Source organism: Streptomyces sp. NPDC031445 (assembly GCF_055581365.1).
On sequence record NZ_JBVIJO010000001.1, the window covers coordinates 1,395,511 to 1,406,701 of the forward strand.

The window sequence follows — 11,191 nt, forward strand, 5'->3', positions numbered from 1 at the left end:
CGAGGCCGCGCCGGCGTGACGGACCCCGCCGCCCCGGGGGAGTGACAGCGGGGTCCGCGCGGGGGGACGCCGGGTCAGGAGGGCCCGGCGCCGGGGCTGAACACCGTCAGACGGACGGTCGAGGAGTTCCCGGAGACCGGTACCGGCCCGCCCTTCCAGGCCACCTTCAACTGGTCCCGCTCGTCCGGCGGGGTCACCAGCAGCGTGGCCGGCGTGGCCGTCTTCGCCCCGCTGACCCCCGGGTTGGAGAAGGTCAGCCCCGCCCAGGCGCTCTGTCCGGGCCTGAGCCTGACGGTCACCGGGGTGCCCGGGGACCGCTGCGGGTCCGGACCGAGCCGGCCGCCGGAGCCGCCCACGAAGGCCGTGCCCGGATAGCCGTGCAGGGTGCAGGTCCGGGCGGAGGTGTTGGTGAGGACCACGGGGAAGTTCTCCTGGCCGGCGCCCGGGTCGTTGCGGCCCACGGAGGCGCGCAGCTCGGAGGTGTGGCAGCGGGTGGTCGCCGCGGCCGGGGTGGTCGTGGCCGCGCTGCCGCCCGGGGACGCCGTCGTCCGGGGGGCGTCCGGCGAGCCGGTGGCGGTGCCGGTGGCGGAGGAGGCGGTGGCGGGCGGCGCCGGGCTCGTCGTGCCGTCCGTCGCGGGGGCGGCCGTACCCGGGACGGTGGCCGGGGCCTCGCCGTGCGCGTTCGTGCCGTCGCCGCAGGCGGTCAGCAGTCCCAGCACGGCGGCCGTGCCCACGAGCAGGGCCCCGCGCCGCGCGGACCGGGGGACGGGCCGGGGGGTGTACACCATGTCGCTCAACACTCCTGGAGGTCACGGCACGCGACGGGAACGCGTGCCTGCGGCGCCGGGTGCGCCGTCCTCTCCGTCCGATGCACGGACCGCCGGAAAAGTTCGGGACGCGCCGGGTTCTGTCGGGTTCTCTTCCCCGCTCCGCCCCCCGGAAGCCCCCTGTTCAGGCCACCCGCAGCGAACGGAGCACACCGTCGGTCCCGTCGCCGTCGCCCCGCTCGCGCACCTGTACGTACACCTGCGGCCGCGCCGCCCCGCCCGCCGGGACCAGCGCGGACTCGGTGATCGAGCCGCCGTCCGGGCAGCGCCGCCAGGCCCGGACCAGCCCGTGCCAGTCGGTGTCCGTCAAGCTGTGGGCGCCCGCGTAGCGGCAGCCGGGATGCGCGAGCGCCCTCACCTTCTCGGTGACGTCGCCGTGCCCGCCGGCCCCGACGAACACCCCGTTCACGGCCGCCTTCGGATCGGACCAGCGGGACAGGTCGTCGGCCACCACGAGACCCGGTTCGTGCCCCGCCGCCAGCCCGAGCGCGTGCGGGTCCCAGCCGGAGTCGCGCAGCTCGCGACCCCAGCCGGCGGGCACCTTGAGGGTCACCCGCCCGGTGGCGTCCGCGACACGCACCCCGTCGTCCGTGCCGCCGTCCCGGTGCAGCGCCACGGTCACCGTCGCCGCGGCGGCGGTGGCGGCGAGGAGCGCGGCCACGGCCAGCGTCACGGTGCTGAGCCGGCCGCGCACCCTGTCCAGGGGCCGCGCGGACCGCCCCGACGGACCCGCGGCCAGCCGGTCCAGCTCCCCGGCGAACGCCAGCGCGCCCGGCCAGCGCCGCGCCCGGTTCGGCTCCAGCGCGCGCAGCAGCACCCGCTCCACGTCCGCGCCGAGGTCCGGCCGCAGCCGCCGGGGCGGAACCACCTTCCCCGGTGGGCCCGGCACGGTCCCGGTGAGCAGTTCGTAGCCGACCGCGCCCAGGCTGTAGACGTCGGCCCGCTCGTCGATGCCCTCGCCGGGCTCGGCCTGCTCCGGCGGCTGGTAGCCCGCCGAACCGGCCGCCAGGGTCAGCACCGACGCCTGCGCGAGGCTCTTGGCCAGCCCCAGGTCGGCCAGCAGCACCCGCCGGGTGCCGTCCGGGGCGGTGTGCAGCAGCACGTTGGTCGGCTTGATGTCGCGGTGGACTATGCCCGCCTCGTGCAGCGCGGCGGCACCGCGCGCCGCCTCGGCGGTCAGCGCGAGCGCCTCCCGCACCGGCAGCGGGCCGCCGGCCGGCAGATCGGCGAGGGTCCCCCCGGCGGCGTACTCCATCACGAAGTACGGCCTGCCGTCCGGGAGTTCACCGATGTCGTAGACCTGCACCACCCGGCTCGACCCGGCCCGGCGCAGCAGCCGCGCCTCGGACAGGAAGCGCTCCCTGATGTCGAGCCGGTGCGACCAGTTCTCGGCGAGGACCTTGACCGCCACCGGGGCCTGGAGCTCGGGGTCGTGCGCGAGCCACACCGTGGCGAAGGCGCCGCTGCCCAGCGGCCGTTCGAGGCGGTGGCGGCCGATCCGCTCCAGGGGGTGCATACGACTATCATGCCTGGCCTGGGATCGACGTGGAGGGGAGCCCGTCCGTGCAGGACCAGGCGCCGACGGAAGACCTCGCCCGGCGCGCCGCCGCCGGCGACAGCGAGGCCCTGGACCGGCTGCTGAGCGGGATCCGGCCCGAGGTGGTGCGCCGCTGCGCGCGCTTCCTGCCCTGCCGGGAGGACGCCGAGGAGGCGGCGCAGGACGTGCTGCTCCAGGTCGCCCGGCACATCACCGGCTTCCAGGGCCGCAGCCGCTTCGGCACCTGGCTGTACACCGTCGTCGCCAACTGCTGCCGGCAGAAGTACCGGGAGCTGAAGCGGCGGGCCGCCGAACAGCCCGCGGCCATCGAGCCCGCACACGCCGTCGACCCGCGCACCACCAGCGTCATCGCCGGCTCCCGGGTGGACCTGCTGGAGGCCCTGGACCGGCTGGAGCGCGAGCATCCGCACCTGGTGGCGCCGCTGGTCTACCGGGACATCTGCCAGCTGGACTACGCCGAGGCCGCCGAGCGCGCGGGCATCCCGCTCGGCACCCTCAAGTCCCGCCTGCACGAGGCCCGCAAGCAGGTGCGGCCGTGGCTGGCCGCCTCCTGAGGAACGTCCCCGCGCCTACTGGTCCTCCTCGTACAGCGGCAGCTCGGCCCAGATCGTCTTGCCCTCCGGGGTGTGCCGGCTGCCCCAGCGCTGGGTGAGCTGGGCGACCAGCAGCAGTCCCCGGCCGCCCTCGTCGAACGTCTTCGCCCGGCGCAGGTGCGGCGCGGTGTGGCTGGTGTCGGAGACCTCGCAGATCAGCGTGGTCGTGTCGTGGATCAGCCGGAGCCGGATCGGCCGCGCCCCGTACCGGATGGCGTTGGTGACCAGCTCGCTGACCACCAGCTCCGCCGTGAACGTCGCCTCGCTCAGCGACCAGGCGTCCAGCTGGTCCACGACCTGCTTGCGGATCGGCGCGACCAGCGCCGGGTCGGCGGGGATGTCCCAGGTCGCCACCTGCGAGGCGGGCAGGCCCCGGGTGCGGGCCAGCAGCAGCGCCACGTCGTCCGGTGCGGCCCCGCCCGGCAGCAGGGCGCGCAGCACGCAGTCGCACGCCTCGTCCAGGGAGGCCGCGTCCTGCCCCAGCGCCCGGTACAGCAGTTCGCGGCTGGCGTCCGGGTCCCGCTCCCGGGACTGCACCAGGCCGTCCGTGTACAGGGCGAGGACGGTGCCCTCGGGCAGGTCCACCTCGGTGGACTCGAACGGCAGCCCGCCGAGGCCCAGCGGGGGACCGGCGGGCAGGTCGAGCAGCTGCGGCCGGCCGCCCGGCCGCAGCAGCACGGGCGGCGGGTGCCCGGCGCGGGCCAGCGCGCAGCGGCGGGACACCGGGTCGTAGACGGCGTACAGGCAGGTCGCGCCGACCTCGCCCGGGCTGCCCTCCGCGCCGGCCTCCTCCGACAGCCGCAGCACCAGGTCGTCCAGGTGGGTGAGCAGCTCGTCCGGGGCCAGGTCGATGTCGGCGAGGGTGCGCACGGCGGTGCGGAGCCGGCCCATGGTGGCCGAGGCCTGGATGCCGTGTCCGACGACGTCCCCGACGACCATGGCGACCCGCATCCCGGACAGCGGGATCACGTCGAACCAGTCCCCGCCGACGCCGGCGCGCGCCGCCGGCAGATAGCGGGAGGACGCCTCCAGCGCGGCCGTACGCGGCAGCGAGCGGGGCAGCAGGCTGCGCTGGAGTGCGAGCGCCGTCTCCCGCTCGCGCGAGTAGCGCCGGGCGTTGTCGATGGAGACGGCCGCGCGCGCGGTGATCTCCTCGGCCAGCAGCACGTCGTCCGCGGTGAAGGGGTCGGGGCTGCGGTGCCGGGTGAGCACCGCGACCCCGAGGGTGAGCCCGCGTGCCTGGATCGGCACCGACATCGAGGAGTGGATGCGGAACCGCCGCACCCGCTCGCCGCGCTCCGGGTGCCAGGTCAGCCACCGGTCCATGTCACCGGCGGACACGCTGGCGGTGATCGTGCGGCCCGCGGTCAGCGAGTCGGCCTGCGGGGAGAGGGCCGGGTACTCCTCCGTCGTCCCGGGCCGGACCACCACCTCCGGCAGGCCCGGCAGCACCGACTGGTGGGCGGCGCGGCGCAGCCGCACCGGCGCGGTGATGCGGGCCGGGGGCTCACCGCCGTACTCCTGCGGGTCCAGCAGATCGACGGTGACGAAGTCGGCGAGCGCGGGCACGCACACGTCGGCCAGCTCCTGCGCGGTACGGGTGACGTCGAGCGTGGTCCCGATGCGCACGCCGGCCTCGTTGAGCAGTTGCAGCCGCTGCCGGGCGCGGTGGTTGTCGGTGATGTCGTGCGCGGCCAGGCACACGCCCCGGACCCGGCCGGCCGGGTCCCGGACCGGCGCCATGCTGGCGAGCCAGGCGTGGGCCCGGTCCTCGCCGCCGGTCCGCATGAAGGTCTGCACCTCCAGGGGCCGGCCCGAGGTCAGCACCCGGAGCATGTCCTCCTCCAGCTCCTCGCTCTGCGGTCCGCCGCCAATCTCGGCGAGCCGCAGCCCCCGTACCCGCTCCTCGGGCAGCCCGACGACGTCGGCCATCGCCTCGTTCATCCGGCGCAGCCGCAGCCGGTCGTCGTACACGGCGACCGGGCACGGCGACTGGATCAGGCCCGCCCCGGTGAGCGGGTCGTCCCCGCCGGGCGGACCGGTGCCGGGGAGCGGGGTGACCACGAGCCAGCCACCCGGGTGCTCGTCGTGCGGCGGGCGGTGGTGGGCGAGCAGCCAGACGGGGACGGTACGGCCGTCCCGGTGGCGCAATCCGACCATTCCCGCCCAGCGGGGGCCCGTGGGCGGCACCGGGGTGCCGGCGCCGGCCAGCAGCTCGGCGGCGGGGCGGCCCAGGACGGCGCCGGCCGGGTGGCCGAGCAGGCGGCGGGCGCCCTCGTTCCACTCCACCAGCGTTCCGTCGGGGCCGATGACAGCCCGGGCCGTCGCCGCATCGTCGAACGGATAGACCCGGCTCATCGTCGCCGCTCCCAAGCGCACACTCACAGTGAACAGGTGGCACCACTCGCGTACCAGCCTAGTGCTTCGTGCCCGCCCATGAGCGCCGATCCGGGCCGCCGGGCCGACCCGTCGAACACACCGGGGGGACGGTCAAGGGGGACATCCGGCCGATGAGTCGTCGACGGTAGTCCTGCGGTTCCGGACCCTTGACGATCGAGTGTGGCAGAGCGTCAGAATCTGTTTGTTCGCGATCAGTTGTGAGTAGTTCTGGGCCCTGATGAGGGAGAGCCGCCCATGTCGGTCACACGCAGATCGGTCCTGGCCGCCGCCACGGCGGCGCCCGCGGCCGGGACGCTCCTGAACCTCTCCGCGGCTCCGGCCGCCCTCGCCGCCGGCGCGCACGCCGCCGGGGAACGCCGCACCGTACCCCTCACGGACGGCTGGCGTTTCGCCCTGGCCGACCCGGACGGCGTCACCGACCCCGCCGGCGCCTACGCCCGGGCCGCCGAGCCGGGCTACGACGACTCGGCCTGGCGCCGGGTCGCCGTACCCCACGACTGGAGCATCGAGCAGACCCCCACGACCGACCACGGCACCACCAGCGGCACCGGCTTCCTCCCGGGCGGGCTCGGCTGGTACCGGCTCGCCTTCACCCTCCCGCGCGACTGCGCCGGCAAGCGGATCTCGGTCGAGTTCGACGGCGTCTACATGGACGCCCGCGTCTACTGCAACGGCACCGAGGTGGGCCACCACCCCTACGGCTACACCGGTTTCGCCTTCGACCTCACCGACCTCGTCCACACCGACGGCACCACCGCCGACGTGCTCGCGGTCGAGGTCCTCAACCAACTGCCCAGCAGCCGCTGGTACTCCGGCAGCGGAATCTACCGCGAAGCCCGGCTGGTCGTCACCGAGCCGGTGCACGTGGCCCGCTGGGGCACGTACGTCACCACGCCGGAGGTCTCCGCCGACCGGGCGCTGGTCAGGGTGCGGACCACCGTGCGGAACGCCTCCGGCGCCGGCGCGGACGTGGAGGTACGCTCCCGCGTCGTCGCCCCGGACGGCCGGACCGTCGCCCGCGCGGCCACCACCGCCGCCGTCCCGGACGAGGCCACCGAGACCCACGAACTGACCGTCCCCCACCCCCTCTTGTGGGACTTCGCGACCCCGGAGCACCGCTACACCCTGCACACCGAGCTGCGCGTCGGGGGCCGCACCACCGACACCCACCGCACGCCCTTCGGCATCCGCACCTTCCGCTTCGACCCCGACGAGGGCTTCTCCCTCAACGGCGCGTACACCAAGGTCAAGGGCGTCGACCTGCACCACGACCAGGGCGCGCTCGGCGCCGCGATCAGCGTCGACGCCGTGCGCCGGCAGATGCGGATCATGAAGTCGATGGGCGTCAACGCCTTCCGCACCTCCCACAACCCGCCCTCGCCGCAGATGATCCAGGTCTGCGAGGAACTGGGCATCGTGATGATGGTGGAGGCCTTCGACTGCTGGCGCACCGGCAAGACGACGTACGACTACGGCCGGTTCTTCGACGAGTGGTGCGAACGGGACGCCACCGAGATGGTCCTGGCCGCCCGCAACTCGCCCGCCGTGGTGCTGTGGTCCATCGGCAACGAGATCCCCGACTCGACCTCCACCGCCGGACTCGCCATGGCGGACCGGATCATCGCCGCCGTCAGGGCCGCCGACGACACCCGGCCGCTCGTCATCGGCTCCGACAAGTACCGGCGCGTGCCGGCCAAGGGCTCGGCGGCCGACCTGATGCTCGCCAAACTGGACGGCCTGGGCCTCAACTACAACACGGCCAAGTCGGTGGACGCCCTGCACGCGGCCTACCCGCACCTGTTCCTCTTCGAGTCCGAGTCCTCCTCGGAGACCTCGACCCGCGGCACCTACCAGGAACCGGAGCACCTGAACACGGGGGAGAACCACACGCCCGGCGGGCGGGAGGTCTCCTCGTACGACAACAACCTCGCCTCCTGGACGATGAGCGGCGAGTACGGGCACAAGAAGGACCGCGACCGGAAGTGGTTCGCGGGCCAGTTCCTGTGGTCCGGCATCGACTACATCGGCGAACCGACGCCGTACGACGTCTTCCCGGTCAAGGCCTCCTTCTTCGGCGCAGTCGACACCGCCGGCTTCCCCAAGGACATGTACCACCTCTTCAGGAGCCAGTGGACGGACGAACCGATGGTCCACCTGCTGCCGATGACCTGGAACCACGAGGAGGGCGACACCGTCGAGGTCTGGGCGTACGCCAACGTGCCCGCCGTCGAGCTCTTCCTCAACGGGGAGTCCCTGGGCGTGCGGGAGTTCGACGCCAAGCGGACGGCCGACGGCCGCGCCTATCTGGAGACCACCGAACCCACCGGTGACGACAAGACCTTCACCGACGGCCCCTACCCGGGCAGTTACACCAGCCCCAACGGCAGCGCGGGCAAGCTGCACCTGACCTGGCAGGTGCCGTACCGGCCGGGCGAGCTGAAGGCGGTGGCCCGGCGCGACGGCAAGGCCGTCGCCACCGACGTGCTGCGCACGGCCGGCGCCCCGCACGCCGTACGGCTCACCGCCGACCGCGCGTCCCTCGCCGCCGACGGCCGTTCGCTGGCCTTCGTCACCGCCGAGATCGTCGACGCCCGCGGTGTGGTCGTGCCCGACGCGGACCACCTCATCGCCTTCGACGTCACCGGCGGCTCCCTGGCCGGTGTCGACAACGGCCGCGAGGAGAGCGCCGAGCGCTACCAGGCGAGCACCCGCACCGCCTTCCACGGCAAGGCCCTCGCGATCGTCCGCTCCGGCACCAGGCCCGGCACCCTCAAGGTCACCGCCCGGGTGGACGGCCTGCGCGCGGACACGGTCCGCCTGGTCACAAGCCCGGCCCGCTCGGCCGCGACGACCCCACCCGCCGGCTTCCGGCCCGGCCACCCGGCGCCGCCCGGCTACCCGCACGCGGACGCCGGTTACTCCGGCCGTCCGGACACCCTGCCCGCCGCCATGCTGGACGGCGACCCGGCCACCGGCTGGTCCAACGCCTTCGTCAAGGCGGCCACCGCGCTGCTGCCCGCGTTCGGCGGGGCCCGGCCGAGGGACTGGGTGTCGCTCGACTTCGGGCGCACCCGGACCGTCGACCGGGTGGCGGTCTCCTTCACCGTCGACACCGGCCACACCCTGCCCGCGCGGGCCGAGGCGGCGGTGTGGGACGGCCACGCCTGGGTCCCGGTGACCGGCATGAAGACGGAGTGGGCCACCGCCTCCGACAGCCCGACGGTCATCACCTTCGACGCGGCCCGCGGCTCCCGGCTGCGCCTGACGCTCACGAGCGCGTACCCGGGACAGCCGAAGGGAGCGGTGCGGATCAGCCGGCTGGAGGTGTGACGGTACGGCGTGCGCACCGCGCTCCCGCCGCTGGGCCGGGGCCGCGGTGGCCGGCCGGCCAGCACCTCGTGACCGCTGCCGGGCGCGGAGTGGGTCAGCGGACGGGTGTGTGCCGGTGGGGCTCAGCCGGCCGGCGCTGTGACCACGCGGCAGCACCTCGTGCCGCCGCGTGGTGCGGTGCCGTCGGGGCCGAGGCGGGGCGGGGCGCCGTGCCGCCGGGGCCGGGCGGCTGGGAGTGCGGCGGCGCGGGCACCGCCCGGGGGCGGTCAGGCGGCGTCGTGGAAGACCAGGCCCAGGGTGCGTCGCCGTCCCGACCGCACCGTGCTCACCCCGTGCCGCGTCGCCCCGGCCGACCAGCCGCGGCGGGTGCGCACGGGGCGGTCCCGGGTGGTGAACACCAGCCCGTGCCCCTGCCGCAGGACGCTCGCCGTGCCCCGCGACTGGGCGCGCGGGCGCTGCTCGACCAGCAGGAACTCGCCGCCGGTGTAGTCGGTGCCGTACGCGTCCAGCGCGATCACCACCTGGAGCGGGAAGACCAGCTCCCCGAACACGTCCCGGTGCAGCGCGTTCCAGTCGCCCGGACCGTAGCTGAGCAGGATCTGCGCCGACCGGTCCTGGCCGGCCGCGTGACAGCGCGCCAGCCACGCGCCGAGCGAGTCGGGCCAGGGCGCCGGGCGGTCCAGGCGGGCCGCCCAGTCCCGGGCGACCGGCAGCAGGCGCGGGTAGAGCGCGGCCCGCAGCGCGGCGACCGGCGCGGGCAGGTCATGCGTGAAGTAGCGGTACTCGCCGGAGCCGAACCGGTGCCGGCCCAGGTCGACCGTGGTGCGGAAGTGCTCCGGCTCGTCGTACAGCGCCGCCAGGTCCGCGCACTCGGCGGGCGTCAGGAGCGGGCCCGTGGACGCGCTGCCGTGCTCGTCCAGCTCGGCGGCGAGCGCGGCCCAGTCGGTGCGGGCCGTCCGGCGGTGGGCCTCGGCCCGGGTGAGCGTCATGGGTGCTCCCGTCACCACAGCGCCGGCCGCGGCGCGCCCTCGTGCGCCAGCAGCCACCGCTTGCGCTCGACCCCGCCCGCGTACCCGCGCAGCGAGCCGTCCGCGCCGATCACCCGGTGGCACGGGCGGACCAGCAGATGGGGGTTGGCGCCCAGGGCCCGGCCCAGCGCGCGCACTTCCGACCGCGGGACGCCGGCCCGGACGGCCAGCTCGCCGTACGTGGTCGTCGTTCCGTACGGCAGGTCGTCCAGCGCCTGCCACACGGCCCGCTGGAACGGGCTGCCCGTGGGGGAGAGCGGCAGGTCGAAGCGGGTCCGGCGGCCCGCGAAGTACGCCTCCAGCTGCCGGTGCGCCTCGGTGAACGGCCGGTCGTCGCGGTCCGCGGGCCGGACCGCCGGGGCTCCCCGCTGCCCGGGCAGCGACAGCGAGACGAGGACGAGGCGGCCGTCCGGGGACGCGGACCCGGTCAGCAGCAGGTCGCCCAGCGGGCTGGGGTGCAGGGTGTGCGCGGTGTACGTGTCCATCGGTGCTCCCACCTGTTTCCGCGGGTCGCCGGCTGCTTCCCGCGCTGTCGAGTCTGCTGCGCCACAGGCCATGTCACCGGCGGGAATCGGACATGGCCCTCGCCCCGGTCCGGTACCGCACTCCACCCTTCTTGACCTGGGCGTATTTACGCTTGAGTACCCGCGCGGTACCGTGAGGGCATGCCAGCTCTCAACGTGGAGTTCAGCGAACGGGAACTAGAGGACCTGCGGCAGATCGCCAAGGAGCGCGGTACCTCGATGAAGGCCCTCGTGCGCGAGGCCGCCGCCGCCGACATCGCGCGCCACCGGGCCCTTCAGGAGGGCGCCGAGGCGTTCCGCCGCTTCTTCGCCGGCCATGCCGAGGAGTTCGCGGCGGCCTTCCCCGACGACGAACGCCCCACCAGGGGCGCGGCCGCCTGAGCGATGCCCTCCGTCATCCATGTCGACGTCCCCTGGCTGCTCCAGCGGCACGAGGAGGTCCTGCCCGACCAGCCCGCCGTGGACGACTTCTCCGCGCTGGTCGCGGCCGTCGCCCGGCACCGGGTGGACCCGCCCCGGCTCGGTGTGGACTCCGACGCCGCCTGGCGCGCCGCCGCGCTGCTGCACACCCTCGCCGTGCTCAAGCCGCTGCCCGCGGCCAACGCCCGCTTCGCCTGCGCGACCGCGGTGGCCTACATGTTCGTCAGCGGCGTCGGCATCGACCCGCCCTACGGCGCCCTCGTCGACCTGGTCCGCGACCTGATCTCCGGCAAGACCGACGTGTACGGCGCCGCCGACCGGCTCCGCTCCTGGCAGATCTGAGGCCGCCGGGGCCCGTGCCGCCCCCGGCCGGCGGGGGAAGCCGCCGGGAGCCGCCGGCCGGGAGCGGGCCTTTCCGTGGTGGACCGGTGCCCAGTCCACCACCGGGCCGCCCGCCGCGGGAGCGTGCGCGTCCGGCGGACGCGTGCGCGCGCTTCACACGGGGCGCATG

The 11,191-nt window shown here is 75.2% G+C and carries 9 protein-coding genes; 4 read left to right on the forward strand and 5 right to left on the reverse strand.

The window, feature by feature from the left end:
- Positions 1–74 precede the first annotated feature (74 nt).
- Both ACZ5DC_RS05985 and ACZ5DC_RS05990 read right to left on the reverse strand, forming a co-directional pair.
- Positions 75–788 carry a DUF4232 domain-containing protein gene (locus ACZ5DC_RS05985; protein WP_468649782.1) on the reverse strand — a complete coding sequence of 238 codons (714 nt, stop codon included), beginning with the start codon at positions 786–788 and terminating at the stop codon, positions 75–77.
- 163 nt (positions 789–951) lie between these two features.
- Positions 952–2,343, reverse strand: coding sequence for a serine/threonine-protein kinase (locus tag ACZ5DC_RS05990; protein ID WP_468649783.1), 1,392 nt, complete (start codon positions 2,341–2,343; stop codon positions 952–954).
- Positions 2,344–2,390: 47 nt separating this feature from the next.
- On the opposite strand from ACZ5DC_RS05990, the gene ACZ5DC_RS05995 reads away from it, so the two are divergent.
- On the forward strand, positions 2,391–2,939 hold the full coding sequence (locus ACZ5DC_RS05995) for an RNA polymerase sigma factor (RefSeq protein WP_468649784.1): 549 nt from the start codon (positions 2,391–2,393) through the stop codon (positions 2,937–2,939).
- A 15-nt stretch (positions 2,940–2,954) separates the two neighbouring features.
- Here the strand turns inward: ACZ5DC_RS05995 and ACZ5DC_RS06000 are convergent, their stop codons facing one another.
- The gene (locus tag ACZ5DC_RS06000) at positions 2,955–5,336 is read right to left on the reverse strand and encodes a SpoIIE family protein phosphatase (RefSeq protein WP_468649786.1); all 2,382 of its coding nucleotides are present in this window, start codon (positions 5,334–5,336) and stop codon (positions 2,955–2,957) included.
- 276 nt (positions 5,337–5,612) lie between these two features.
- On the opposite strand from ACZ5DC_RS06000, the gene ACZ5DC_RS06005 reads away from it, so the two are divergent.
- Entirely contained in the window at positions 5,613–8,708 is a 3,096-nt protein-coding gene (locus ACZ5DC_RS06005; RefSeq protein ID WP_468649787.1) for a glycoside hydrolase family 2 TIM barrel-domain containing protein, read from the forward strand.
- A gap of 266 nt (positions 8,709–8,974) precedes the next feature.
- On the opposite strand, the gene ACZ5DC_RS06010 is transcribed toward ACZ5DC_RS06005, so the two are convergent.
- Positions 8,975–9,697, reverse strand: a complete 723-nt coding sequence (locus ACZ5DC_RS06010) for a 2OG-Fe(II) oxygenase (RefSeq protein ID WP_468649789.1) — start codon at positions 9,695–9,697, stop codon at positions 8,975–8,977.
- 11 nt (positions 9,698–9,708) lie between these two features.
- On the reverse strand, positions 9,709–10,221 hold the full coding sequence (locus ACZ5DC_RS06015) for a methylated-DNA--[protein]-cysteine S-methyltransferase (protein WP_468649791.1): 513 nt from the start codon (positions 10,219–10,221) through the stop codon (positions 9,709–9,711).
- Positions 10,222–10,401: 180 nt separating this feature from the next.
- Here ACZ5DC_RS06015 and ACZ5DC_RS06020 point away from each other — a divergent pair, with 180 nt between their 5' ends.
- Entirely contained in the window at positions 10,402–10,641 is a 240-nt protein-coding gene (locus ACZ5DC_RS06020) for a hypothetical protein (protein WP_366748853.1), read from the forward strand.
- Positions 10,642–10,644: 3 nt separating this feature from the next.
- Complete coding sequence (locus tag ACZ5DC_RS06025) at positions 10,645–11,022, forward strand: toxin Doc (RefSeq protein WP_468649793.1); 378 nt, start codon at positions 10,645–10,647, stop codon at positions 11,020–11,022.
- Positions 11,023–11,191: the final 169 nt, after the last annotated feature.

Excerpts from the sequence above, each read along its gene's own strand:
- ACZ5DC_RS05985 (WP_468649782.1), bottom strand. The coding sequence starts at position 788 with ATGGTGTACACCCCCCGGCCCGTCCCCCGGTCCGCGCGGCGCGGGGCC.
- ACZ5DC_RS05990 (WP_468649783.1), bottom strand. The coding sequence starts at position 2,343 with ATGCACCCCCTGGAGCGGATCGGCCGCCACCGCCTCGAACGGCCGCTG.
- ACZ5DC_RS06000 (WP_468649786.1), bottom strand. The coding sequence starts at position 5,336 with ATGAGCCGGGTCTATCCGTTCGACGATGCGGCGACGGCCCGGGCTGTC.
- ACZ5DC_RS06005 (WP_468649787.1), top strand. The coding sequence starts at position 5,613 with ATGTCGGTCACACGCAGATCGGTCCTGGCCGCCGCCACGGCGGCGCCC.
- ACZ5DC_RS06010 (WP_468649789.1), bottom strand. The coding sequence starts at position 9,697 with ATGACGCTCACCCGGGCCGAGGCCCACCGCCGGACGGCCCGCACCGAC.
- ACZ5DC_RS06015 (WP_468649791.1), bottom strand. The coding sequence starts at position 10,221 with ATGGACACGTACACCGCGCACACCCTGCACCCCAGCCCGCTGGGCGAC.
- ACZ5DC_RS06020 (WP_366748853.1), top strand. The coding sequence starts at position 10,402 with ATGCCAGCTCTCAACGTGGAGTTCAGCGAACGGGAACTAGAGGACCTG.
- ACZ5DC_RS06025 (WP_468649793.1), top strand. The coding sequence starts at position 10,645 with ATGCCCTCCGTCATCCATGTCGACGTCCCCTGGCTGCTCCAGCGGCAC.